Source organism: Streptomyces umbrinus, assembly GCF_030817415.1.
Lineage (GTDB): Bacteria > Actinomycetota > Actinomycetes > Streptomycetales > Streptomycetaceae > Streptomyces > Streptomyces umbrinus_A.
In genome coordinates, this window is record NZ_JAUSZI010000002.1 from 10,074,756 (window position 1) to 10,098,423 (window position 23,668).

Here is a 23,668-nt window from a genome sequence, read left to right on the forward strand (position 1 = left end):
GGCTTCGCCACACACCCCGGATTCAGGGGCCTAACGGCCCCTGACGGGTGGGTTGAGAGGAACACGGGCGGGGCTCGTCGGCTGACGAGAGCCCCGCCCGTGTTCGTACCTGCGCCCATGACCCAGCCCTGTCGCTGCGCTCTTCGCTCGCCTTCGAGCATTCGACTGACTATTCATCTCTTGTCAGAATTGCTGTGTGGCGTGATTCATGCCTTCTCTCAATCCACCTCTCGACCCACTGAAGAAAGGCGGCGACATGCCTGTCCTGCTTGATGACCTCGACCTCTCGGCCAATGCCGTTGCTCAGAAGGCCGTCGATCCGAAGTTCTTCTCCTCGAAGCTCACCGGCAACGGCAAGAAGATCGGCCTGCTCAACGAGTCCCTGCTGCCGATCAACACGGCCACCAACACCGCTTACGCCATGGCCACCGACATCGAGGTCAAGCAGAGCTCGACGCAGCACGACATCACCACGACGTCGATCCCGCTCGCGCCGATCACGGGCCGCGCCCTGAACGCCGGCGGGTCCTTCACCCTGCCGAGCCCACACACCGACGACCGCTTCGCTGTGGACACTTCGTCCAGCCAGTTCGACGACTGGGGCGTCGTCTTCGACATGATCCCGCAGGCCCTCGTGTTCTACGAGGACAAGTCCGGTGGCAAGTCCACGCGCGACCTCGTCATCCAGTACCGGATGGAGCTGTACTTCTTCAAGAAGGGGCTGCCCGAGCCGGAGTACGCGACCGTCGTCCCGCGCTCGGTCGGCTACGGCAACCACGACGCCGCCGTCTTCCTGCAGTGGGACACCAGCCCGCTGGAGAACGCCCGTGACTACGTCCGGGACGTGCTCACATCCGCCGGCCTGACGGCCTCCAACCTCGGTGATGAGTTCGACGCGTGGATGCGCCAGTACTCGATCTACGAGCGCATCACGCGCCTGGCCCAGATCTGGGACTCCGAGGCGATCGCCGACGAGGTCTGCCGCTACATCCAGGACATGCCCGCGGGCCCGACGGAGCAGCAGCTGAACATGCTCGCCGTCCAGCTGCGCTACCTGGAGAACTACAACGTCCCGCTGGAGGCCTACCGCCAGATCCACAAGCAGCTGGGTGCGACCTTCTCCGACCAGATCTCCACGAAGCTGTCGAAGCAGAACCTCAGCCTGCTCATGAACCACACGCTCGACCACCTGGAGCAGATGAAGCCTCAGTTGATCGTGCCTGCGCAGCCGGCTACGCCTCCGAATCTGCCGCCCCACCTGTCCAAGCAGCAGCTCGACGCGCTCACCACGCACGAGCCGCTGGTGATGACGCAGGCGGGAGCCGGCACCGGCAAGTCGACCGTGATCCTCGAACGGATCAAGTACCTCGAAGCCTGCGGCGTCCCCGCCTCGGACATCACGGTGCTCTCGTTCACCAACGCCGCAGCCGACAACATCACGGAGAAGAACCCGGACGTCGGCTCGATGACGATCGCCAAGATGATCATCGACATCTACTCGATGAACCACCCGAGGCACAAGGTCTCGGCGACGGACACGATCATCAACTCGATCGACATCTTCTACCCGAACAGCCAGTTCGCGGCGATGTTCCGCCACCGCCTTCTGGAGGTCGACCAGAACAGGACCGGTGCCTTCACGGCCCTGAACACCTTCATCGAGAGCCACTTCGACGAGGTGATCGCCCTGCTCGACCGCATCGAACAGACGTCGCTGGAGCTGCAGATCATCATCTGCTACCAGAAGATCGACGACATGGCTGAGCCGGCCCACGTGCAGTCGAAGTACCTCATCATCGACGAGGTGCAGGACAACAGCGTGTTTGAGTTCATCTACGTGCTGAAGTACATCACCAAGCACGCTCAGTCCCTGTTCATCGTCGGCGATGCCTCGCAGACGCTGTACGAGTTCCGCTCGGCGAACCCGCGCGCGCTCAACACGCTGGAGGGCTCGGGGGTCTTCGCGACCTTCAAGCTCACGACGAACTACCGGAGCAACCAGGAGATCCTGGACTTCGCGAACGTCGTGCTCGGCGGCCTGGAGACCAACCAGTTCGCCAACATCCAGCTGCAGGCGAACTCGCTCGCCATGCCCACGGCCGACTCGTTCCAGGAGAAGGTCACCCTGGAGTACCGCGAGGTGGCCAGACTCACCGGGTTCGTCACCCAGGACCTGCAGGCGATCGTGCGCAACACGGTCATCCCCGGCTACGTGGACAAGTGCCTGGACCGGGGCGAGCAGGTGGCCTTCCTGGCCTACTCGCGCCGCGAGGTGTCCTTGATCCAGGATGTGCTCGAAAAGCGCTACCCGGACCGCCGCGTCGCCTCTCTGGTCAGCGATCGCGTCTACGCCACGGACATTTTCTCGAAGTACATCAAGTTCTTCTGGAACGACGTCCTGCAGGCACCACCGACCAACGCCGCGTTCGTGGTCTCCCAGGGGATCAAGGACAACATGGACAAGCTGACGAAGAACGCGGCCAACGCCAACGTTGAGAAGGCGATCCTGCGCACGATCTCCGAGTGGTGGATCGAGAACAGCGCGACCATCAACGGCTGGGTCACGCTCTGCCACCAGGGCACGCTCACAAACAAGGCGTTCTTCGATCGACTGCGCGACAACCTGCTCTCGTTCGAGATTCAGCGGAACCAGCAGAAGCTGAACATCAACAAGCAGAGGAACCAGGAGCGCAAGCGGAAGAACCTCGAGTCCAAGGCCGACCTGGTCGTTTCGACGATCCACGGTGCCAAGGGTCTCGAATTCGACAACGCTGTCGTCCTCTACAGGGAGGACACGAAGATGACCCAAGACGCCAAGCGGATGTTCTACGTCGCCTTCACTCGTGCCATGAAGAGCCAGTACGTACTTGGCTACGGCACCGTGAAGAACCCGCCGATCCAGAGCAGTTACGAGCAGATCGTGACGGCTCTGACCGAGCGCGACAAGAGGAACGCCGCTCGCGCCCTCGGCATTGATCCGGACCTCCTGGACGACAACGACAGCGCTGCTCCCGGCAGCACCGACGACCGCTCCGCGGTCACCGCGGCCGTCTGACCAACCGCCGCCACCTCACGCCACAGGTGCGGGTGTTCTCGACGAGCGAGACACCCGCCCCTGCGGTCTTCCACATTTCACACACCTGAATGACCCGGCCCCCAAGGTCACACCATGACCGTGTTTGGCACACAGGGCGCCCGGCATGAAGGCGTACGACGAACCACTCGCCGAGAGCCATGCCGAAGCCTGGCACTACCTCGACCAATGGGCCATCCACCGTGAGGTCCTCTTCGCCATCAACGCCCTGGCAGAACGCCAGGCACAGCAAGCCACACCCGCCATGTCCCCCTCCCGCACAGCGACCTAGGCGGGGCGGCGGTGTTTGAGCAACGCCGGGCCTTGCCTCCCGCCGCCCGCCTCCACCACGCTTTCCCGCCGAAGAACAGGAATCCACCCATGGACTTTCCCGGCCTGGAACTGAAGATCCGCATGACGCTCGTGGCCGGCCCGGACTGGCGTGTATTCGTCCCCGTGCGGCTGTACTACGAGAACACGGACCCCTACGCGGTGCAGTTTTCCTTCGACGTCACGCCCGACGATGTGGTCCGGTGGACGTTCGCCCGGGAACTGCTCGACCAGGGCCTCACCGCACCCGCTGGTCTCGGCGACGTGAAGATCACACCGATCGGCCCTCTCCAAAACCGCTGCTTCAGCATCGAACTGGAACCCCCCGACGGATACGCCCGCCTTGAAGGACCGGCAGCTTCTGTCAAGGCATGGCTCGCCAAGACCTTCGAGGTCGTTCCCGCAGGCCGGGAGTCTGAATCCGTCGACATCGACAGCTTCCTCGACGAGCTTCTGAACCACTGAGCCAAGCACCGCCACGCATGCCCGCAACGGGCCCAGCCCAAGAAGATCCGCGCCGCCATGTCGCACGAGCGGCGCGCAGCAGCCTCTGCGAAAGCGACGGCCTCGGCGACCGCGCCGCCGTCTACCTCGTGATCGACCGCTCCTACTTGATGAAGAACTACTTCACCGACGGCACCGTCCGCGGTTGAGCGACCGGATCCTCAGCCTGTCGGCACACCTCGACGACGATGGCAAGGCCCCGGTCGGCGCGGCTTCTTCTCCTTCGGAATGCACACCCTCACGCGAGGCGGCTTGTTCCGCCGCTCCCAGAGTTTCGTCGACGTCGCACTCGGCGCCCACCAGGGCCGCATCGCCGAGGTGCACAACTCCCTGGGGCACCTCTCTATTACCCCCGGACAGCAGCGTGCTGCCCATCCGTTGAGCGTCGCTGTGCTGCCATCACCCACATACTCCCGCGAAAGCGAGAAGTCTTCATGCCCGCATCCACGATCGTCGCCTCCGGCGGGGAGTTCCGCCTCTACGGGGACTCCGTGCAGACCTTCGCTGATCTGCCCGTGGCCACCTACACCATCACCTTCGACCAGATGACCGGCTACAGCCTGCGCCAGACGGAGTCGCTGGCATCCGCCGAAGAGACCGTCTATGGCAGCCACGCCTCTCGAGTGCAGCGGATCGCCACCGGCTACTCGGCCATGGACCGTTCGCTCGGCGTCATCCTGTCCGGCGACAAGGGCATGGGTAAGAGCCTCATGCTCCGCCTGCTCGCCGAGCGGATGCGCGAGGAGCACAAGCTGCCCACCGTGCTCGTGCAACACGACACGCCGGGGCTGGCCGCCTTCCTCGACGAGCTGGGTGAAGTCGTCGTCGTCTTCGACGAGTTCGAGAAGGTCTTCTCCAACGAGGACGACGGATCGCAGAACCAGTTCCTGAGTCTGTTCGACGGGCTGAGTACGACGAAGCGCCTCTACGTTCTGTCGGTCAACGAGCTGCATCGCGTCAACGACTACATGCTCAACCGCCCCGGACGCTTCCACTACCACATGCGCTTCACCTACCCGGAGCCCGAGACGGTTGCCACCTACCTGCGCGACCAGGTGCCCGGAGTGGCCGAGAAGCAGGTGGCCGAGATCGTCGACTTCTCCCGGAAGTACGACATCAACTTCGACCACTTGCGCGCGATCGCCTTCGAGCTGCGCCTGGGCGAGTCGTTCGCTGAGGTGATCGGTGACCTGAACATCAAGCGCAGCGAGCACGCAAGCTCGCGGGTCGAGGCTCACATCATCTGGAATGACGGCAACACCGACGTCTTCGGCGGTCGTGTCGATCTGTTCGACAGCGACAGCCTGCAGACCATCAACGACTGGGACACCGGCACCGGGCTGCAGTTCCGCATGCGCGACGCCGTCCCGTCCGAGGACGGCTACCAGCTCCCGGATGGCGCCTTCACGCTCACCGACCTCCGTGACGAGGACGACAGGTCGCCCGACGACGAGAAGGACTTGCGTGCCGCCGCGGTGATCCTGCGCCGTCCCCCGAAGTACTCCATCGACTTCTGAGGACGCCCCCATCCGAACAGCCGAGGAGCCACTCCGGTCTCCTCGGCGGTTCGCTGTCCGGCTCACGCGTTCCCGTACAGAAAGCAGCCTTCGACCATGCCCAAGTACCGCATCGTCTCCGATCCCGGCCCCGGCGCGAATCATCGTGAGCCCCGAGGGTCAATCTTTGCCTCGGCAAGGCCCGTCTCGTCACGGTCGTCGACTCCGAGGAGCTGTTCTGGGGCGACCAGGCGTGAGCTGATCTCCTTCGGCAACGACCTGCGCTGAGTGCCATGCAGCCAGATCCGACTGTGCTGCTCGCCTGCCTGGCCGTCGCTGCGCTCGGTGTCCTCTGCCTCGCCATCGGCGTTGGCCGTAAGCGGCGCTGGCGGGACCCCACCCGGCTTTACAGCTGGTCCCAGAAGCAGCAGCTCATCCGCCAGGCCAACGGCCGGTGCGAGCACAAGCCGCCCCTCTGGTTCCGGTGCCCGGCACCGGGGACCGAGGCCGATCACGTACACCCCTGGAGCCGTGGCGGGCCAACTGAACTGTGGAACGGCCAGCTGCTCTGCCGACGGCACAACCGGCGGAAGTCCAACCGCGTGCCGAGCCCCCTCTACCGCTGGCGTCTCGCGCGCCGGCGCAAGAAGTAATGACCACCCCGACACGCATCAGCGCAAACTCATGACCTGAATCAATTGCCCGAACTGAGGCGCGAAGCGCGACACCTCCGCTCGCTACACCTCCCCGGAGAACCAGGAACGCGACAACCGCGAGTGGTCCGAGAGACATCTGTTCGGCAGGTGCCAGGACAAGCCCTCCGAGGAGAGCACTGAGCTTCTGCCCGAGCAGCGCTTCAACGAGCTGAAGGGCCGGCTCATCACCGCCACCGGATCGCTCGAGCTCACCTCGTTCCACGACGGCCGGATCCACATGACGCTGGGGGAGTGGGCGCGCCTGATCTCCCGGATCTAGGAGGCCGACACGGCGGCTGCTATGCAGACCGCCGAGTTGCACGCCCGCGAGCTCCACCATTTCGAGGAAGAGCAGTTCTCCTCCGGCCTCCGGGCGGTGTAGACAAGGCCGTCAGGGCCCTCGACGGGTCTGGTGCTATCCAGCGCTACCACATCTACGGCGGCCGTCACCGCACCGACGCAGCGTCCAACGAGGAACGGTTCGGGCACGACCCGCACCGGCTTGCCGGCGCCGAGCTATCCCGGCGAGCGAGCCACGCTGCCGCCCCGCCCCGCGTACAGCACGAGGTCGACGAGCGGGAGGCTGAAAGGGAGCGCGCCGCCGCCCGCATCAACCGCGAGTGAAGACCGGCGCCTTCTGGCTCCGCCGCCACCGTGGACAGCTTGCCCAAGCGCGCGGCTCGCGCCGCGCGGGCGAGCACAAGCGGCACGCCCAGGCCCTCAACGCCGCCGCGTTCACCCGCACCCGCGCCGCCGCCCTGCCCGCATAGATCCGGGTCCGGCCTCGAATCCCGGCATCTCGCTGTGGGTTCGGGGCCGCCCCACGCCCCGTCCGCCCGAGGCTGCGGGGCGTTGTAGTGCTTGGCCTGGCCGGAGGCAGTGTCGGTGTGGCCGGAACGGATGCTCCCGCACCACCCTCGCCCAGGTGCGGTCGAGCCCTCGGCCGCCGGGCCGCTCCCACCCACAACTCGTAGAAATGAGGGGCCTTGCCCGTGTCCGAGCGCGTCCTGACCCTGCCCGACAGCACCGACCAGTTCGTCGTCACCGACCGCCCCCAACTCACCCTCACCGACCGCTACCGGATGCTGCCCGACGGCATGGACCACACCCTCTTCGTCGTCGTCCGGGCCCACCAGGTACGCACCGGTGACGTCGTCGCCTCCTTCTTCACCGACGGCCCCGGCATCCGCTACGCCCAGCACGTCCAGGAACCGTTCACTGCGCACCCGAGCGCGTTCGGTATCTGCCCGGCGCAGTGCGGGAAGTGCGAGGATGCCCACGCCAATGGCGCCTCCGCAGACCGGCATCTGTGTCTGGACCCCGCCGACGACTATGCGGACTGCGTCATCGACTTCCGTAACACGCCGGTCGCGATCATCCCCGCAGACACCGCAGCCCACTTCCCGCCCCTGGACTCCGTCCCGCCGCTGCCCGACCTGTTCGCTCTCGACCACGAGCACGGCCCCTACGAAGCCCTGCCCGTCTCCCGCACCTGGGGCCCCTGGCAGGCCATCAGCGTCACCCGCACCACGGCTGAGCAGATCACAGACGACCTGCCCCTGACACACGCCGGCCGCCACCTCACCTGCCGCTGGCTGGACGACGCACTGCTCATCGCCTCCGACCCCTGCCTCCGCACCGAGCCCGGCAGCCCCGGGCGGATCATCCAGCCGGATGCGGACGGCCGGTACCGGATCGGCGGCCTGTGGCCATGGGAAGAGTGGCCCGACGAGGACGAGGACCCGGAAGGTGACCCCGCCGAGCCGAACTCCACCGGCGAACCAGACAACGCCGCTGCCGAGACCGCGACGATCCGCGAGCGCTGACCACCCGCCGCCCGCCCCGCTGACCCCGCATACGCGTACCGCGTACAGGCCCCGTTCTGCACCCGCAGGTGGGGCCGTCCACACGCTCCGCCCTGCCACGCCGAACACGCCCAGCCCAGTGAGGCCCTTCCGGTTGCTGCTCCCACCCCCGCGCCCCCGACCGTGTCGCCCGGGTCCGGTGCCGCCCGAGCGGCACCCCCTGCACCCACACCTCCGTGACCCGGAAGAAGCAGCCCACGCACCCGATCCCTCAACGCTGTGCGCACCGACCCCTCGCGGACGGACTGGTCGTACCGTACGGGCGAACTGGTCGTACCGTACGTATCGCTCATTCACGGCGGCCACGCGGCATTCAGCACCCTCGACGCCGACCGAGCCCGCACCGCCTTCCTCGACCACCTCTGCCAGATCTGCGGCCACCCGCTCGACGAACGATGCTTCCTGATCATCCGCCCCGCCGATATCGCCCGGGGCCACTCGCCAGAACCAGCACTGCACCCCGAGTGTCTGCCCTACACCGCTGCAACCTGTCCCATGCACATCCCCCGTCAGTTCGCGATTTCTGAAGCGCTGATTCACCGGAACCTGCGTGCTGAGGTGTGTAACGGCCAGCCTAGAACGTCGGGTTCGCGAATCCCCGGTTGGTCCCCCCCTGGAGCACGTCATGCGTCCCCGCGCCTGCCGCAGGGGCCGCAGGCGGCCGATCCCGTTCGACTGCAAGTTGGGCGCCGATCACTCAGGCGCCTGTGGCCCCTTCACTCACCGGCCCAGTCCGCCCGAGAACCCTGCCGATCATGCTGCTCTTCACGCGATGAGCAGGGGCGATCGGCAGTGCTGGATCTGAGCGCCGCCCCCTATCCCTATTCAAGGAGAGCTCTGTGATTGCTGCACGCTTCAACCCGCCGGACATCGAATGCCTCGTGAAGACGGCCGTGGAGTTGTGGGAGGACATCGACCCCAGCGATCTTTCCGAGCACCAGCAGGACACCCTCAACCGCGCACGTGATGCCATGCTCGCCGAGCATGTTGACCAGCAGCCTTCCTTCCCTGAAGTCGTGACTTTCATCAGCCCGCGCCCAGCGGGCCAGGCCTGGGTGCTGCGCCGCTGGGATCGCCACGAGAACGAGATGACGCTTCACGCCGACGAAGACTCCGCGCTGGCCGATCTCGGCGAGTACATCCGTCGGGTCTGGGAGAACGTCGTCGGCGAGGAAGGCGTCCCCGACCAACCGCCCACGGACGACCGCGAGACTGCGCGGCTCTACTACGGCCCCGAGCGCAACCGCCGCCCGGACGAGGGATACAACCTCTACGCCGAGGACATCGTCAAGCGCGGGCGGACCCGCATCGTGCCACTCGACTTCCGTTTCCCCGACGAGGATGCGAGCGAGGAGGCGAACCGGGACGCCATCTTCCACCCGCAGACCGACGACAACGACCTCCCGTGCGTCGAGGTCGATGGCGTCCTGGTGTTTGCCTACCTCGACCATGAGGCTGGCGCCGTCCGGATCTCCGTGCACCTCGACTCCGCGGAAGACCGGCTGGTCCGTGCCGACGGCACCGTGCCGCTGCGCGTGGAAGTCGAAGACACCGTGGTGCTGGAGGACAGCAGGCAGAAGGGCGGCGACGCCTGATGGACCTGACCCCGAACGACTGGCAGCGCGCCAACCTGCAGCCGCTCGCCATCGCCTGCCCGGACTGCGGCTCGGCGGCCGACGAACTGTGCACGAGCCACGGCGGCACCCGCGCCCGCAACTCCCAGGTGCACCAAGGACGTACCGCCGCATGGAACCAGGCCCGGATCAACAGCAACCCGGCCGTCCGCCTCATCCTCGACGCCGTCAAGACCCGGCGGGGCATGCACGGCAAGCACGCCGCCGAGCTGCTCGACGCCCACGGCCACACCGCCGAGGCCGCACGGATCCGCCGCGCCGTGTCCGAGCGGAACGGGCTGCTGTCCGCCAAGCAGGCCGCCGCGCTCATCCTCGACGAAGCCGAGGGAGGCGAGACCCAGTGAGCGCCCGCGACACACTCATCAGGATCCTCCGGCAGTGGGCCGAGCGGCACGACGCAGCCCCCCAGACGCCCGAAGCGCTGGTGGCGGCTTCCGACGCAGAGTTGCTGCGCGACTGGTCCGTGAAGATCCGCGAGGTCGGCACCGCGAAGGGCTGGTCGGTGTGGGCTGCCGCCTACATGGACCCCGACGTTGAGTTCGTCGACACCGGCATGCCATCGACCGAGACCGTCGTTGCCGAGCTGCGCCGCCTCGATCGCGTCTCGGTCCTGCGCGAGGTCGACGAGCAGTTCGCCGCAATGAAGCTGCCCGACGAGTTGAAGGGCACGTCCAACGCCGGTTCCTATGCCGACGCGTGGCGCCGTTGCCGGGCGATCGTCCAGGCCATGGCCAAGGAGAAGGGAAGCCGTCCAGAGCCCGAACCGCTGGTCATCTCGCGGCACGACGTCGCCATGGAGCTCGCCTCGGAGGAAGAGCCGGTCTTCACGGCCGGCGCGGTCGCCGAGGACGGGCGGCCCGTGGCGCTGTGCTTCGACCCAGAGACGCGCCAGAAGTCGCGGCCTGGCTCGCACCGACGGCCGCCGAGCTGCTGACGCACGCCTCCGCGTTCGAGGTGACGCGCCCCGGTCGGCTGCCGCTGCTTGTGCAGCGCTCCTACGGCCACGCCGACCGGTGGGTGATCCTCGACCGTGAAGGGCACTGCTGGGACCGCGACGGCTATTGGGTGGCCCACTTCGGCGGGATCGCTGGCGCGAAATGCGACTCGGCGCGGTTCACGCTCGCCGAAGTCTGGCCCTTGGCGCACCAGATCGCCGCCGGTGAGACGGCAGGCACCGAGGAAGGTGAGGGCTGACAGGCCGCCGGATGACGGCCGTCGCCTGGCTGGAGCGGCACTACGACGGCCTGTTCGCCGAGGGGCGAGACATCGTGATGCCCACCGACAGCAACATGATCGGGCTGAAAGTCACCAGCTACGCCCCCGACCCGGTGGGCGAACGGTACGACCACGGCCCGCTGTCTCCGTCAAGCGCGACCCCTTCGACGACGAGTACGCGTGGCCTACGGCAGCGTCATGGCCGGACCCGGAGCCGGAAAACAACCTCGACGACCACGAAGGCGGTGACCGTGATGGTGACCGACTGACCGTTCGCCGAAGACGCCGACCGCGACGACCCGCTGACGAGGCTGCGCATCCCGGTGACCGGCGTCCACCCGAGGTGGCGATACGTCGCCTGCTTCGACCGCGAATCCGAGGCCCGGCCCACCGACGCCGCGATGCTCGCCTCGTTCATCCGCGAGTACATCGAGCACTGGTTCAACCAGGGCTATCAGGGGCGCCTCGCCGAACGGGCCCTCGACGTGGACAGCGGTTGCAACACAACCGTCCGAACACCGCGGACGCGGCGGGAGCCTTCAGCGCATCCAGCCCTTCACGGACGATCATCCGCTGGATGGTGCGTTCATCCGGTGCCCAGCCCCGCTGAGCCCCGATGATCCGGCGGATCTGCGCGGCCGAACGCGACGGGTTCTCTCTCTTCAGTGAAGCCGCCAGGTCCAGGATCTCCGGCGGCGTGCGGGGCCGGGACTGACGCGGCGAAGGGACCAGGGCCTCGAACCCGGCCCGGCGCCACTCGTAGATCCAGCGGTCCAGCGTCCACCGGGTGATCCGCACCGCCCGGCCGTCCGGATCAACATGTGTCATGGCCGCCAACTCCCGCACCAGAGCCCCGCGTTGGCGCCGCGACAGTGTCGGATCGGCCGCTTCTCTGATCAGCATGTAGCGGAACAGACCGATCGCCTGAGCCCGCTCCAGCCGTGTCTGGTCTTCCTGACCTGGCACCTGACCACCAGCCCTCTCACGCAGCGTGAACACACACGCGTGACGGTGACAGGCAGTGTCGGCGTGGCGTCAGAGTCGGCTCGTGTTGATCATTTTCGAGGGCCAGGACGGCGCCAGCAGTATCCCGCCGGAGACCGCGCAGGCCACCAGCCACGGCGACACCTTGCCGACGCCCGGCCATCGCGACATGACCGACCACCAGGCCCCCACCACCGCGCTGACCGCGTCCGCGAAGACCGTGCGGGCCGGCCCAGGAGGAGCCGGGTCAACCCCGGCATCGACCAGCAACACCGTGAAGTACCGCCGGACCACCTCGGCCCTGGAGGTGAATCTGCGCAGCCAGCCGCGAACCGTCTCGACCGGGCGGCCCAGCCTCCCAGCGATGACCCGGGCCCCGGCCCCGGCCGCCTTCGCCGCCAGGGCCGATCCGATCACCTCTGCCAGATCCGCCCGCCTGACCAGCGCGAACACCGGAAGGAGCACATGCGACATGTTGCAGCCCACACACCTCGACCGCCGAGGACGCACCACCACCGGCCCGCCGGAAGCATCCCGCAGTACACGCGAACGCGCCCACCCCCACGGCCGCAACACGCCCGAGCAATCAGGACAAACCAACTCGCCCCGCACCAGGCGAACTTCGACCCGCGCCGGGTCGACCTCTACCGTGAGCACAGCGCCTCCGCGCGCTACACGGCCCTCCCGGCGCTCGGCCAAGAGATACCGGGAGGGCCTTTCGCATGCCCCTCGTCGGCAAGGTGCCGCCCCAAATCTGCACCTCTTCGTCGGCAGGCACGCTTACCGATCTCGTCGACGCAAAGCTGCCCAAAGTGCCGCACTCGTAGGCATTTTCAATGACGTCTAACAACCTGCAGCACTTGGTTGACCAGCTCGACCACCACCTCGAAGAGGCCGGATACGAGACCACCCAGGCCGCCGTTGGAGCAGTTCGGCCACCTGAAGCGGACCAGGGAGCCGACCGGCAAGGGCATCTTCGGGCACGAGCAGGTGGTGTGCGATGACCCGAAGCTTCAGGGCGAGCCACCGGCGCCCGAAAATCCGGCGCCGGAGAATCCGCCGGAATCGGGGCCACCAGGGACCAGAAATCCGGCGCCGGTATGCCAGTGACAACCACCCTTGAAGGAGACGCATGTCCGCGCCCATGACCACTCTCCACGTGACCCCGACGACTTGTATGCCGCAGCTGTGGAACTGGAGCAGACCGGCCGCGTCGACTGGGTCGACCAAGGCGGCGAAACAGTCGTACTGATCCCGCCCGCCACCAACTTCGACTGACTTCACAACGCACCCGCGACCGACACGGGATGCGGCACCCCAGGTTGGCGACGCCAACGTGCGCGGCTGGTTCTTGCGGGAGTGCTGCTCTCAATGGCTGTCCGAGACGGATTTCGACTGATCGCCCACTGTCGACCACCACGCCCGCCTGCCGCGCGCTCCTACTGGAAGGACCCTGTGATGACGCTCCCCACCCCCGGCCAGTTGCGCACGCTCATACATGACGCGCTCACCACAGCGCTGACCCGCGACGCCGCCACACTGCCGACCTCCATGCTCTACACGCCCGGCTGCCGCCCCGCGCTGTTCATCGACAGCAGCGTGGTCCGCGGCGGTCCCGGAGTCGGCAAGACGTTGTGGGCCCGGGTCCTGACCGTCCCTGACCTCCGTGCGGCAGCCGCCCATGACTTGAAGATGCCGCGCCTGGCGGACACCCGGGTGATCTCCGCCCACGGAGCCGCAGGAGACAGCGACGGCTATCCGGCCGCGCCGGAGCTGGAGGCACTGCTCGGCGAAGGAATCCGCCCCGTGACGGTGTGGGCCGCTGTCGCCCTGACCGCCCTGGGCATCTGCGACCTCACACACTTGCCCAGCTGGCGCGACCGCGCGCAGTGGCTGCTGCGTAACCCCGACGCCCTGCGCCAGGCCGTGGGCGACCTGAACTCACAGGGCCGCACTCATCTGGTTGTCTTCGACAACCTGGACCGGCTCCACCCCGATCAGCGCACTACGGATCGCGTCGCCTCCGGAGTCCTCCAACTCGCTGCCGACCTGGCCCGCCTCGGGCCGCGCGTGAGGGCGAAGGTCTTCCTCCGCCCCGACACCCTCGACGCGGCCCTGTGGGCGCTCACGTCCGAGGCCCGACGTGCTCTGCGTACGGCCGACTTGAACTGGAGTACGCCGGACCACTGGGGCCAGGTGACCGGAACGCACCTCTACGGGCTGTTCTTCCAGCTCCTGGCGAACCACCCCAGTGAGGGTGCCGCCGCCTTCCGTTCTCTGACCCCGGGCTGGAGGCTCACCCCCGACGGCCGCTTCAGCGCCCCCGAGCAGCTGAACTCCGATCCCGCCGCGCAGGAACGCCTCTTCACCATGATCGCGGACCCGTACATGGGCGCGACCGTCCGCAGGGGCTCCACGTACCGGTTCATCCTCACGTATCTCCAGGACGGCGTCGGCGGACTCAGCCCGCGCCCGTTCCTCATGGCACTGAGGCAGGCCGTGCGCCACGCCCTGGACGATCACCCCGACCACCCGTGCGCCCTTCACCACCAGGACATCCGCCGGGGCGTGCCGGAGGGAGCGCGTGCGCGCGCCGCAGAGGTCGAGCAGGTCATGCCGTGGGTGCGGGCGGCGCTCACTCCGCTGGCCGGGCAGCAGCTGCCGATCGACTCCGACCAGGTCATCGCCCTGTGGGACCACGCGCGCCTGCCAGACCGTCTTCGCCGTCTCGGCTCCCGCGCGGCGGACCCGTACCCCAGCGGCATGCGGCACCTGGCCCGCTACCACAACCTCCTCGAAGAGCTCACTGCCGCTGGCGTCGTGCACCCCGGGACCGATGGGTCCTGGGACATGCCCGCGCCGTTCCGCATCGCGCACGGCCTGGGACGCCGAGGAGGCGTGAAACCGGCCTCGGCCCCTGTCTAGCCCCGGCTGCGGCGCGCCCGTGTCCCAACTGCCGCCCGAGGCGGCCCAAGCCCTGGCCGACCCGATGCTCACGCGCGGCCAGCAATTCTCGAAGTTCCCTAAGCGCAAGGAGCGCTGACATGTCCTTAGCCCAACCCACCGTCCGCCCCCCGACCTGGCGCGAGGAACTGACCCTCGACCTGGCCGACGCCACAGAGAAGACGCGGGCGGCCTGGCTGTCGCAGCGCAACGTCGTCGCAACCTACCTGCGGGCCGTCATGCCCCACCTGGAGGCGGCGTTCCACCGGGGCAGGCTCGGCCACCTGCGCGACCTGGGGATGCTTCCGCCCTCGCTGACGCACCCGCTCACCGGCCGTGAGAAGCAGGTCATCGTCCGCGTGGCGCGTGGCATGTCCAACGCAAAGACCGGCGTGGACCTATGCCTCTCCGAGGACACGATCAAGACCCACCTGCGGCGCATCTACACGAAGACCGGCGTGCACGACCGGGCCCACGCTGTCGCCCTCCTGCTGATCCGGGGCGACATCACGGCGGCCGACGTCCTGGAGCCCCTGGATGACGACCGTTGACGCTCCTCTCCCGCACCTGGCACCCGCAGACAGCACCTGACGCCCGGTCCACCTCCTCGAAATCCGGCGGCGCGGCGACGAGTACCCAGCCGGTGCGCTGGCGGGCATGGTGCGGCGGCTGCCAATTTCACAGCGCGACTGTGACGTCTGGCTCCCGGACGGCTCGTGTCCCATCGAGGCGACCACGCTCATCGACACCGCGGAGTTCCAGGACTTCTCCTGGGGCCACGGGTACGAGCGCGAGATGCCGCTCAACACCCCCGCGAAGGAAGTGGCCGACGCCGTCCTCGCCACGCTCCCGGCCCAGGAGAAGCAGCACGTGCTGGTCAGCTGAGTCCCGTACGGCAAGCCGGGGTCTCCGTTCAACGGAGGCCCCGGCTTCATCACGCCGTCGTGCTCACCGCCTCACCCACAACATCCCACCGCACGTCAGAGAAGGCGCAGCACACCCATCATGACCAAGCCGACCAATCCCTACGCCCACGCCTACGCGGACTTCCTGCGCGAAACCACCGAGCACCAGGCCCAGCAGGCTGAGACCCCTGAGGCGGTGCCAGCATGAGCCGCCGTCCAACCCAGGACCCAGCGATCGACGCGGAGCACGGCCGTGAGATCCACCCCGCCTTCGGCGTCGCGGTCGTGACGCGGAGGAGCGGCGGAGGTCGTTCGCTGTTCCAATCCGACCTGCTCCACAACGAGACCATCTCGCTCTCCGTCCACGAGGCCACGCGCAAACGCGATCTCAACCACGACTGGGTCCATCCGGGCCGAGAGCTCGTGGAGATCGAGATGAGCCTCGCGCAGTGGGGCTCACTCGTGTCCTCCATGGGTCTCGGCAGCGGCGTGCCGGTGACCATCCGGCGTACCGAGCACGACCCTTTCGTGCCCGACACCCCGCATCGGCCCCGCACAGCCGAGAACCTGCGAGAGGTTCGCGAGGTCACCGACCGGATGTACGCCCGCGTCAAGGCTGCCACGGCGGCACTGCACGAGGCGATCCACGAGAAGAAGGGCGTGAGAGCCACCAAGGAAGCACTCAACGCACTGGAGAACGCCGTCGCCGGTGCGGGCAGCAACGCCCAGTTCACCGTCGACTCACTCGTGGAGGCCGGCGAGCAGGTCGTCGCCCAGGCCCGCGCCGATATCGAGGCCCACGTCCTGGAAGTTGTCCGGCTGACGGGTACCGAGCCCTCCATCGAAGCCTCGTCATTCGATGCCCCGGCGCTGCCGGGGGCCATTACCAGCCGAGAGGAGCCCACCGATGTCTGAACTCACCGTGCCTGACGAGCTGTTCGACGCCGATTTTGTCGCCTCCGACGAGCACAGGCTGGCCGACCGCTTCGACTGGATCATCCAGGACGGCCAGATCGTCCACGCTCCCGTCGTCGGCTGGACCTGGGCGTGCCCCAAGTGCGGCGAGTCCGGAAACCTGCCGGAGGAACCTGTTGCTCTCTTCGACAGTGCCTCCCCGCACGGGGAACAGCACGCAGCTGGTCCGTTCGACACCCTCGTGACGCTCCTGGTCTCCGTCGTGCGCGAGTTCCCCGGCTCTGCTCCGGGAGCCCACTGAAGCACCAACCTCGACGCGGAGGGACACCAGCCATGAACGCACTCACGACCACCGGGACGCCATAAACGGCCTGATCTGCGCGCAGAAACCCCGTCCCGCCGCACCGGGCTCGTCCCTGCCCGGCCACGGGAGCAGGGTCCGCTTCAACTCCGGCCGATCAACCACGTTCACCGAGATCCCCGGCACCTGAGCGGCTTTGCGGCGTTCCGCTGATGAGGTAGGCGGCTTGAAGCTAGGGTCCGCGCAGGAGATCGTTGCCGGGGGTGGGGCACATGCGGGTACGGGTGTGGGCGGCGGGAATCGTGGCGCTGGCCAGCCTGGGCATAGCCCTGGCGATTGTGCTGGCCCTGGCCGGTAACGCCGCGACCGAGGCCTCACGCTGGCCATGGGCCCTGGACGAGCTCCGGCAGCACCCGTGGTGGTCTCTCGGCATCATCGGGTCGCTGGCCGTCGTGGCAGGCGGCGTCATGGCCTGGCTGCAGTTACATCCGCCGACAGTCCTGAGTGATCCCCCGCCCCCGCCGCCACCAGCCATCCCAGAGTGGTTCGTTGACCGGGACCAGACCCGCGCCACAGTGGCGGCGGTGTGCCGCGGCAGACGCACCGTCGGCATCACAACCGCCCTGTCAGGGGCGGGAGGATTCGGCAAGACCACCCTGGCTACCGCCGTGTGCAATCACCAGCGCGTGCGCAGCAGGTTCCGGTCCCGGATCTACACGATCACCATCGGGCGCGACGTCCGAGGCCGCGCCGCGATCGCGGCCAAGGTGGCCGAGTCCACCCGGTTCATCACCGGCGACACCGAAGAGTTCGACGACCCCGTCCTCGCCGGCGCCCACCTGGGCCGACTTCTCGACCAGCGCCCCCGCACCCTGCTCGTCCTCGACGACGTATGGGAAAGGGAGCAACTGGTCCCCTTCCTTCAGGGCGGCCTCCACTGCGTCCGGCTCATCACCACCCGCAATCCTGTCCTACTGCCCTCCGGCGCCCACCTCATCCGAGTCGACCAGATGTCCCAGGCCCAGGCCAAGGTCTTGCTGACCGGCGGATTGCCGACGCTGCCCCACGGTCTGGTCGGCGGTCTGCTGCGGGCCACGGGCCGTTGGGCCCTGCTGCTGCGCCTGACGAACCGGCTGATAGCCGAACAGTGCGCCGCCGGAGCCCAGGCTGCCGTCGCCGCTGAGCGGATCCTCGGCCGGCTGCGCGACGTGGGGCCTGTTGCCGTGGACGACCCGGCTATAGCCTGGGATCTCGACGACCCGCGCCTGCGGAACCAGGCGGTGAAGGCGTCGATCGAGGCCGCGACCACGCTTCTGCCGCCCGGCGGCGCCGACCGCTTCACCGAGCTCGGCATCTTTGCCGAGGACGAGTCCGTCCCCGTAACCGTCGTCGCCCTGCTGTGGCAGGCCAGCGGCGGACTGACGGAGGACCAGACACGCACGCTGTGCCGGGACCTGGAACGCCTGTCCCTGCTCACTCTCGACCCGAGCAATGGTGGCTCGGTTGGCGTGCACGACGTCATCCGTGACTACCTCCGCAACGCGCTCGGCGAGCCCGGCCTGACCCGCGTCAACAGCCTCCTCATCGACGCGATCGCGGCCACTCTGCCACCGGCCCAACCCCTCGCGCCTGCCACCCCCGATCCTCAGCGTGCCTGGTGGCAGCTCAGCGCCGGCTACCTCCTCGACCACCTCATCGATCACGTCCTAGCCGCAGGACGCACAGCCCTGGCCGAGAACGTGGCCGGCGATGTGCGCTGGGTGGAAAACCGGCTCAGCCAGCGCGGACCTACCGCACCCTGGGCGGACCTCACTCTCGTCGACTCCCCGCATACCCGCCCACTGGCCCGCAGCCTCGCGCAGGCCGCCCATTTCCTCACCCCCACCGACCCACCCGATGCCCTCACCGGCGTCCTGCACAACCGCCTCGAGACACACCCCCACTGGCATCCCCAGATCACCGCACGACGACACGACCCCACCCTGCGCCCCTGCCTCGCCAACCGATGGCTCCCGCCCGACACCCCACACCCCGCGCTGCGACGCGTCCTCACCGGATACGACGGTGCCGAATCGGTGGCGATCTCACCGGACGGAACCTGGCTCGCCACCACCGACAGCAGCGGCACCGTACAAATCTGGGACCCCACCACGGGAAACTGCACCACCACCCTCACCGAACACAGCGGATATCTGACTTCGGTGGTGATCTCACCGGACGGAACCTGGCTCGCCACCAGCGGCAGGGACCGCACCGTACGAATCTGGGACCGGACTACGAGAGCCCGCACCACCCTCACCGGACACAGAGGACCCGTGAATGCCGTGGCGATTGCCCCGGACGGAACCTGGCTCGCCACCACCAGCAACGACGGAACCGTACGAATCTGGGACCGGACTACGAGAGCCCGCACCACCCTCACCGGACACAGAGGACCCGTGAATGCCGTGGCGATTGCCCCGGACGGAACCTGGCTCGCCACCACCAGCAACGACCGCACCGTACGAATCTGGGACCGCACCACTGGAAACTGCACCACCACCATCAACGACATGGTGACTTCGCTGGCGATTGCCCCGGACGGAACCTGGCTCGCCACCACCAGCAACGACGACACCGTACGAATCTGGGATCCCGCTACCGGAAACTGCACCACCACTATCACCGGACACAGCGTGACTTCGCTGGCGATTGCCCCGGACGGAACCTGGCTCGCCACCACCAGCAACGACGACACCGTACGAATCTGGGATCCCGCTACCGGAAACTGCACCACCACTATCACCGGACACAGCGTGACTTCGCTGGCGATTGCCCCGGACGGAACCTGGCTCGCCACCAGCGGCATGAACGGCACCGTACGAATCTGGGACCGCACCACTGGAAACTGCACCACCACTCTCACCGGACACAGGGGGCCTGTGAATGCCGTGGTGGTTGCCCCGGACGGAACCTGGCTCGCCACTGACGGAGGCGTACAAATCTGGGACACTATGGCCTCTGCCCAGGACACATCCGTCGCCGCCTATGCAGGGCCGGTGAATGCCGTGGCGATTGCCCCAGACGGAACCTGGCTCGCCACCACCAGCCGCGACCAAATCGTACGAATCTGGGATCCCACTACCGGAAACTGCACCACCGCCATTACCGACATGGTGGCATCTGTGGCGATTGCCCCGGACGGAACCTGGCTCGCCACCACCAGCAACGACGACACCGTGCAAATCTGGGACCCTGCCACCGGAAACTGCACCACCACTCTCAGGGGATGGTGCGCCCCGTTCGATTCGGTCGCCATCGCCCCGGACGGAACCTGGCTCGCCACCACCAGCAACGACGGAACCATACGGTTTTGGGACCCGATGCACCAGTTCGTAGTTGCCAGGGTCCGCACCGAACACAGCGGCTTCGCAACCTCGCTGGCGATTGCTCCGGACGGAACCTGGCTCGCCGCCACCAGCAACGACGACACCATACGGATTATTCAGAGGGCTACCAGAAGCTGCACCGGCGGCCTCCGACGCTCAGTCAGTTCGCTGGCGATCTCTCCTGATGGAACCTGGCTCGCCATCGTCAGCCGCGGTCACGTGGAAATCTGGGACCGGACCACCAGATCCATTACCAGTCTCACCGAATCCATCACCCGCCTCACCGAGGTGACATCCGTGGCCATCTCCCTCAACGGAACCTGGCTTGCCACCACCAGCGACCGCACCGTGCGGATCTGGTCTGTTGCCGAGCGGCGGACCATCGCCATCACACGAACGGAAGGCGCCCTGTACTCGTGTGCTTGGGGGCCGGACGCCGAACTGGCTGTGGCAGGTGAGCGGGGCGTGTACCTCTACGTTCTGCTCACCTGACGCGCGGGCTAGGGAAGCGACGAATTACGAGGCTCGGGGTGACGAAATACTGCCTTGACCCGTGGTGCGAGAACCCGGGCTCAGACCTCATCGACGACCTGTGCTGCTGTGGCATCCTCACCGAGGGCGAACTCGAACAACGCAAGCTGAGGTATTTCTTGGTCCAGCAGCGTGCCCGCGAACAGGAACTTCTGAAGTCGCGACCGTCCATCCATGAGAGCCCGTGCCCCGGCTCCGCACCGTGCGGGGCTGGAGCGCGGGTCTCTTCTTTTTCTCAATGGCTCCGCCTCTCAGAGGCGGAGCCATTGGCCATTTGACGCTTTTCGCGACTCGGCGAATATCCGTATGTGAGTCGATGACAAGCTATTCCCGACTGATTAGGCTGTAGCTATGACTCACAACAGTAACGCTCACGACAATCACACTCCTGACGCCGAGCTCCCGAAGTTCTCCGTCAATGTCGTCCCGACCGACCGGCTCAGGCGCGAGGACCTCCGCACGACGCTGAACCTCTATCGCCGCGGCGAGATCACGCCGCTGATCTTCGGCGACGACAACAAGCCCGAGGCCGCGATCATCCCCTTCGCCGCGTTCGTGCGCCTCATGAAGTACGACCACGCTGCCCACGTCCACGCTGAGGCTCCTTTCCAGGCCGAGCTCTCCCGCCGCATCCAGCAGTCCGACGCCTCCGGCGAGGCGGGCATGACCATCGAGGAGCTCGCCGAGAGCCTCGGCGAGCTCGGTCAGCAGTGGGCCGATGAGCATCGTGCTGCCCAGCAGGAGAAGCGTGATGAGTGAGCGTCAGCCTCCCATCCGCCTCCTGCCGACGACCGGTCTCAAGCAGGACCTCCAGGCGCTCCACGACGCTGCGGTGATGCACCCTCATGGACCGGAGGACCGGCTCCTGCGCGTGGCTCTCAATCAGCTGGGCCGGATCCAGCAGGGCGCGCCGAGCACGCACTCGCTGGAGTACATGCCCAGTTATCCCGACCTCTCTGATTGCGAGACCACGTACGTCGGCGCGGATCCGAATGCGAAGCCCTCGCACCGGGTCGTCTGGCAGGAGCGCGCGCCCCAGCGCCCGGGCGAGCCCGTCACCCGCGAGATCATTGCCCTGGGTGAACGCGCGAACGGGCAGGCCTACTACATGGCCGGCCAGCGCCTCGGCCGCCCCGTGGGCTTCACTCTCGCCGAGCTGGCTGCGCAGCGCGAGCCGATCGCGAGTCCCTCGCGACCCCGACAGCCCTCGGTCAGCAGCTTCGACACGCCATCCGCGAATGAGCCTGACCTCCAGTTCGAGTGACCTATAATCCGCTATTTCGTTTATCATTTAGGGCTTCTCGTGGAATGGAATGAATAGCGATTCGATAGGGGTGAGGCGGTGGCGATGTGCGACTGGGAGCCAGTGACCCAGGCGGCAGCTGTGGATGCCGAACCCCAGTCCAGCACAACCGCGGGACGCCGCCGGTGGATCAGTCATCGTTCCGCCCTCTTCGTACGGCGCGGAATCGGACTGGCGATCGCCCTCGGCATGGCCCCCGGCATCTTCCGCACCGAGGTACTCGCCCCCGTGCTGGCCTACGTCGGACCCATCAAGGACTTCACCGGCTGGGTGATCGAGGACCCAGGTGGGGCCTGGATCGTACTGGCGCCCCCCTCGTCATCCCGCACATCGGGCTGTACTACCTGCTCTTCGAGGACCGGAATTGGGGCGGGGCAGCATGTTCAAGAGCGCCCGCGTCATCATCGCCCTCCGTCTGATCGGCGGCGCCAGCCTGGCAGCCATCATCGGACGAGTCACCGGCTTCTTCGGCTCGATCGCAGGGACCGTAGCCGGCCCGTGGAACGAATTCGTGGGCTGGATCAACTCACCGCTGGGGCGGGAGCACCTTCTCGCCGGGGCCGGCGTGCTCTTCGGCCCGGCCATCGTGCTCGTGTTGATCTTCGCCATCGCCGACGGCTGAGCCTCTCGACTGGGCTCGTCCCACCACGAAGGAACCCCCGTGATGCCTGTGCATCGCGGGGGTTCTCTTTTTCTGCTGGCTCCTCGTTGCCTACGACGCGGCTCGCAGCTCACGATCCTCAATAGCGTTCTCGAACTCGTCGGCATCCTCGATCATCCCGTAGGTCTCCGGTGAGATCTCCTCCTCGTCACCACCGAGCCGGCGGTTGAAGGTGCTCGACGCGGAGAACTTCAGCACCACGTAGTCGCCGACGTCGCTCTTGCCGAAACGCACCGTGTGGCCCTTGTGATCCTGTCGGTAGAAGCGGCCGAAGCTCGTGAGCATGACCGTCTCCCCACAGCTGACCGCGCCCGTGAGTTCGCCGAGCAACGACTCGTACACCTTCTTCACCACTCGGACCGGCAACCCGCTGCGAGTCGCGACCCGAGAGATGAACTCGCGCTTACAGACACGCGGATTCGTCGTCGTCTCCATACCCACACCCTGTCCTGTCGTCCTTCATGCCGCGGTTTCGCTTAGAAACCAGTCTATCGAAGATGGTCGCGAGTCCAGAAGGAGTGGAGGGCTTATCGAATGACGCTCGCTAAGCTTGTCGTGGCCCATTCGGCTAGAGCTCCAGATCCGGCTCGATCTCCTCCCGGTCGTCCTTGGGCTCGTAGTCGACCGACTCGATGATGTTCCGCGTGTTCGGATCGCGGCGCTGGTTCACGACCTTGTCGTGGGACTCCTCGAACCGCTGCTGCGCCGCCACACGGTGGGCCGCATCGAGCTTCGCGCCGATGTTGCGCTCTCCGAACTCCATCATCGAGCCCAGCAATGACTTCGTGCCCTGCTTGGTGGCGTTGACGTTCGGCTTGTTCTGCGCCCGCATCTGCTCCCATCGGCTCCTGTCCTCCGGTGTGACGTAGCCGAACATCCGCGCGAAACGCGAGCCGAACCTGACCTGCTGTCCCTCGTCCTGTTCCTGGCTCATGGCCCATTCTC

Annotated in this window: 25 protein-coding genes; 21 read left to right on the forward strand and 4 right to left on the reverse strand. The window is 67.0% G+C overall.

Translation table 11 applies throughout. The features are described from left to right. The first annotated feature begins 256 nt into the window (after window positions 1–256). The 12 genes from QF035_RS44660 (at window position 257) to QF035_RS44715 (ending at window position 11,081) form a co-directional block, all read left to right on the forward strand. Window positions 257–3,055: an AAA family ATPase gene (locus QF035_RS44660; protein WP_307527472.1), complete on the forward strand. Its 2,799-nt coding sequence runs from the start codon at window positions 257–259 to the stop codon at window positions 3,053–3,055. A gap of 124 nt (window positions 3,056–3,179) precedes the next feature. After that, on the forward strand, window positions 3,180–3,365 hold the full coding sequence (locus tag QF035_RS44665) for a hypothetical protein (protein WP_307527474.1): 186 nt from the start codon (window positions 3,180–3,182) through the stop codon (window positions 3,363–3,365). A gap of 89 nt (window positions 3,366–3,454) precedes the next feature. Beyond that, the gene (locus tag QF035_RS44670) at window positions 3,455–3,868 is read left to right on the forward strand and encodes an SsgA family sporulation/cell division regulator (RefSeq protein ID WP_307527476.1); all 414 of its coding nucleotides are present in this window, start codon (window positions 3,455–3,457) and stop codon (window positions 3,866–3,868) included. Window positions 3,869–3,885: 17 nt separating this feature from the next. Continuing rightward, a complete protein-coding gene (locus QF035_RS44675) occupies window positions 3,886–4,056 on the forward strand; it encodes a hypothetical protein (RefSeq protein ID WP_307527479.1) in 171 nt (56 codons plus the stop codon). A 285-nt stretch (window positions 4,057–4,341) separates the two neighbouring features. Next, a complete protein-coding gene (locus tag QF035_RS44680; RefSeq protein WP_307527480.1) occupies window positions 4,342–5,424 on the forward strand; it encodes an AAA family ATPase in 1,083 nt (360 codons plus the stop codon). A 272-nt stretch (window positions 5,425–5,696) separates the two neighbouring features. Next, the gene (locus QF035_RS44685; protein WP_307527482.1) at window positions 5,697–6,056 is read left to right on the forward strand and encodes an HNH endonuclease; all 360 of its coding nucleotides are present in this window, start codon (window positions 5,697–5,699) and stop codon (window positions 6,054–6,056) included. 1,034 nt (window positions 6,057–7,090) lie between these two features. Then, window positions 7,091–7,924 (forward strand): hypothetical protein, encoded by an 834-nt coding sequence (locus QF035_RS44690; RefSeq protein ID WP_307527485.1) that lies wholly within the window; start codon window positions 7,091–7,093, stop codon window positions 7,922–7,924. Between the two features lie 878 nt (window positions 7,925–8,802). Further along, on the forward strand, window positions 8,803–9,558 hold the full coding sequence (locus tag QF035_RS44695; protein WP_307527487.1) for a hypothetical protein: 756 nt from the start codon (window positions 8,803–8,805) through the stop codon (window positions 9,556–9,558). After that, window positions 9,558–9,941: a zinc finger domain-containing protein gene (locus QF035_RS44700; RefSeq protein WP_307527489.1), complete on the forward strand. Its 384-nt coding sequence runs from the start codon at window positions 9,558–9,560 to the stop codon at window positions 9,939–9,941. The genes QF035_RS44695 and QF035_RS44700 overlap by 1 nt, the downstream gene beginning before the upstream one ends. Next, entirely contained in the window at window positions 9,938–10,531 is a 594-nt protein-coding gene (locus tag QF035_RS44705; RefSeq protein ID WP_307527491.1) for a hypothetical protein, read from the forward strand. Before QF035_RS44700 ends, QF035_RS44705 begins: the two co-directional genes overlap by 4 nt. A gap of 20 nt (window positions 10,532–10,551) precedes the next feature. After that, window positions 10,552–10,791, forward strand: coding sequence for a hypothetical protein (locus QF035_RS44710; RefSeq protein ID WP_307527493.1), 240 nt, complete (start codon window positions 10,552–10,554; stop codon window positions 10,789–10,791). Window positions 10,792–10,802: 11 nt separating this feature from the next. After that, window positions 10,803–11,081, forward strand: coding sequence for a hypothetical protein (locus QF035_RS44715; protein ID WP_307527495.1), 279 nt, complete (start codon window positions 10,803–10,805; stop codon window positions 11,079–11,081). 172 nt (window positions 11,082–11,253) lie between these two features. Here the strand turns inward: QF035_RS44715 and QF035_RS44720 are convergent, their stop codons facing one another. Continuing rightward, complete coding sequence (locus QF035_RS44720; RefSeq protein WP_307527497.1) at window positions 11,254–11,778, reverse strand: helix-turn-helix domain-containing protein; 525 nt, start codon at window positions 11,776–11,778, stop codon at window positions 11,254–11,256. A 69-nt stretch (window positions 11,779–11,847) separates the two neighbouring features. Beyond that, window positions 11,848–12,270 carry a hypothetical protein gene (locus tag QF035_RS44725; protein ID WP_307527499.1) on the reverse strand — a complete coding sequence of 141 codons (423 nt, stop codon included), beginning with the start codon at window positions 12,268–12,270 and terminating at the stop codon, window positions 11,848–11,850. A 984-nt stretch (window positions 12,271–13,254) separates the two neighbouring features. Between QF035_RS44725 and QF035_RS44730 the strand changes: the two genes are divergently transcribed. From QF035_RS44730 to QF035_RS44770, 9 genes are all read left to right on the forward strand, one after another. After that, on the forward strand, window positions 13,255–14,721 hold the full coding sequence (locus QF035_RS44730) for a hypothetical protein (protein ID WP_307527501.1): 1,467 nt from the start codon (window positions 13,255–13,257) through the stop codon (window positions 14,719–14,721). 119 nt (window positions 14,722–14,840) lie between these two features. Then, entirely contained in the window at window positions 14,841–15,290 is a 450-nt protein-coding gene (locus QF035_RS44735; RefSeq protein WP_307527503.1) for a helix-turn-helix domain-containing protein, read from the forward strand. A gap of 106 nt (window positions 15,291–15,396) precedes the next feature. Then, complete coding sequence (locus QF035_RS44740; protein WP_307527505.1) at window positions 15,397–15,624, forward strand: hypothetical protein; 228 nt, start codon at window positions 15,397–15,399, stop codon at window positions 15,622–15,624. 224 nt (window positions 15,625–15,848) lie between these two features. Beyond that, window positions 15,849–16,559 (forward strand): hypothetical protein, encoded by a 711-nt coding sequence (locus tag QF035_RS44745; RefSeq protein ID WP_307527506.1) that lies wholly within the window; start codon window positions 15,849–15,851, stop codon window positions 16,557–16,559. Further along, the gene (locus tag QF035_RS44750; protein WP_307527508.1) at window positions 16,552–16,860 is read left to right on the forward strand and encodes a hypothetical protein; all 309 of its coding nucleotides are present in this window, start codon (window positions 16,552–16,554) and stop codon (window positions 16,858–16,860) included. The genes QF035_RS44745 and QF035_RS44750 overlap by 8 nt, the downstream gene beginning before the upstream one ends. 272 nt (window positions 16,861–17,132) lie before the next feature. Then, window positions 17,133–20,720, forward strand: a complete 3,588-nt coding sequence (locus QF035_RS44755) for an NB-ARC domain-containing protein (protein ID WP_307527511.1) — start codon at window positions 17,133–17,135, stop codon at window positions 20,718–20,720. A 390-nt stretch (window positions 20,721–21,110) separates the two neighbouring features. Then, window positions 21,111–21,518 (forward strand): hypothetical protein, encoded by a 408-nt coding sequence (locus QF035_RS44760; protein ID WP_307527513.1) that lies wholly within the window; start codon window positions 21,111–21,113, stop codon window positions 21,516–21,518. Beyond that, window positions 21,511–22,023: a hypothetical protein gene (locus QF035_RS44765; protein WP_307527515.1), complete on the forward strand. Its 513-nt coding sequence runs from the start codon at window positions 21,511–21,513 to the stop codon at window positions 22,021–22,023. The genes QF035_RS44760 and QF035_RS44765 overlap by 8 nt, the downstream gene beginning before the upstream one ends. A 418-nt stretch (window positions 22,024–22,441) precedes the next feature. Next, entirely contained in the window at window positions 22,442–22,684 is a 243-nt protein-coding gene (locus QF035_RS44770) for a hypothetical protein (protein WP_307527518.1), read from the forward strand. Between the two features lie 90 nt (window positions 22,685–22,774). On the opposite strand, the gene QF035_RS44775 is transcribed toward QF035_RS44770, so the two are convergent. Both QF035_RS44775 and QF035_RS44780 read right to left on the reverse strand, forming a co-directional pair. Beyond that, window positions 22,775–23,158 (reverse strand): HU family DNA-binding protein, encoded by a 384-nt coding sequence (locus tag QF035_RS44775; RefSeq protein WP_307527520.1) that lies wholly within the window; start codon window positions 23,156–23,158, stop codon window positions 22,775–22,777. 133 nt (window positions 23,159–23,291) lie between these two features. Then, window positions 23,292–23,657: a hypothetical protein gene (locus tag QF035_RS44780; RefSeq protein ID WP_307527522.1), complete on the reverse strand. Its 366-nt coding sequence runs from the start codon at window positions 23,655–23,657 to the stop codon at window positions 23,292–23,294. Window positions 23,658–23,668: the final 11 nt, after the last annotated feature.

Excerpts from the sequence above, each read along its gene's own strand:
- QF035_RS44760 (WP_307527513.1), top strand. The coding sequence starts at position 21,111 with ATGACTCACAACAGTAACGCTCACGACAATCACACTCCTGACGCCGAG.
- QF035_RS44670 (WP_307527476.1), top strand. The coding sequence starts at position 3,455 with ATGGACTTTCCCGGCCTGGAACTGAAGATCCGCATGACGCTCGTGGCC.
- QF035_RS44660 (WP_307527472.1), top strand. The coding sequence starts at position 257 with ATGCCTGTCCTGCTTGATGACCTCGACCTCTCGGCCAATGCCGTTGCT.
- QF035_RS44740 (WP_307527505.1), top strand. The coding sequence starts at position 15,397 with ATGGTGCGGCGGCTGCCAATTTCACAGCGCGACTGTGACGTCTGGCTC.
- QF035_RS44780 (WP_307527522.1), bottom strand. The coding sequence starts at position 23,657 with ATGAGCCAGGAACAGGACGAGGGACAGCAGGTCAGGTTCGGCTCGCGT.
- QF035_RS44745 (WP_307527506.1), top strand. The coding sequence starts at position 15,849 with ATGAGCCGCCGTCCAACCCAGGACCCAGCGATCGACGCGGAGCACGGC.
- QF035_RS44735 (WP_307527503.1), top strand. The coding sequence starts at position 14,841 with ATGTCCTTAGCCCAACCCACCGTCCGCCCCCCGACCTGGCGCGAGGAA.
- QF035_RS44755 (WP_307527511.1), top strand. The coding sequence starts at position 17,133 with ATGCGGGTACGGGTGTGGGCGGCGGGAATCGTGGCGCTGGCCAGCCTG.
- QF035_RS44725 (WP_307527499.1), bottom strand. The coding sequence starts at position 12,270 with ATGTCGCATGTGCTCCTTCCGGTGTTCGCGCTGGTCAGGCGGGCGGAT.
- QF035_RS44700 (WP_307527489.1), top strand. The coding sequence starts at position 9,558 with ATGGACCTGACCCCGAACGACTGGCAGCGCGCCAACCTGCAGCCGCTC.
- QF035_RS44675 (WP_307527479.1), top strand. The coding sequence starts at position 3,886 with ATGCCCGCAACGGGCCCAGCCCAAGAAGATCCGCGCCGCCATGTCGCA.
- QF035_RS44765 (WP_307527515.1), top strand. The coding sequence starts at position 21,511 with ATGAGTGAGCGTCAGCCTCCCATCCGCCTCCTGCCGACGACCGGTCTC.
- QF035_RS44750 (WP_307527508.1), top strand. The coding sequence starts at position 16,552 with ATGTCTGAACTCACCGTGCCTGACGAGCTGTTCGACGCCGATTTTGTC.
- QF035_RS44730 (WP_307527501.1), top strand. The coding sequence starts at position 13,255 with ATGACGCTCCCCACCCCCGGCCAGTTGCGCACGCTCATACATGACGCG.
- QF035_RS44775 (WP_307527520.1), bottom strand. The coding sequence starts at position 23,158 with ATGGAGACGACGACGAATCCGCGTGTCTGTAAGCGCGAGTTCATCTCT.
- QF035_RS44715 (WP_307527495.1), top strand. The coding sequence starts at position 10,803 with ATGACGGCCGTCGCCTGGCTGGAGCGGCACTACGACGGCCTGTTCGCC.
- QF035_RS44685 (WP_307527482.1), top strand. The coding sequence starts at position 5,697 with ATGCAGCCAGATCCGACTGTGCTGCTCGCCTGCCTGGCCGTCGCTGCG.
- QF035_RS44770 (WP_307527518.1), top strand. The coding sequence starts at position 22,442 with ATGTTCAAGAGCGCCCGCGTCATCATCGCCCTCCGTCTGATCGGCGGC.
- QF035_RS44680 (WP_307527480.1), top strand. The coding sequence starts at position 4,342 with ATGCCCGCATCCACGATCGTCGCCTCCGGCGGGGAGTTCCGCCTCTAC.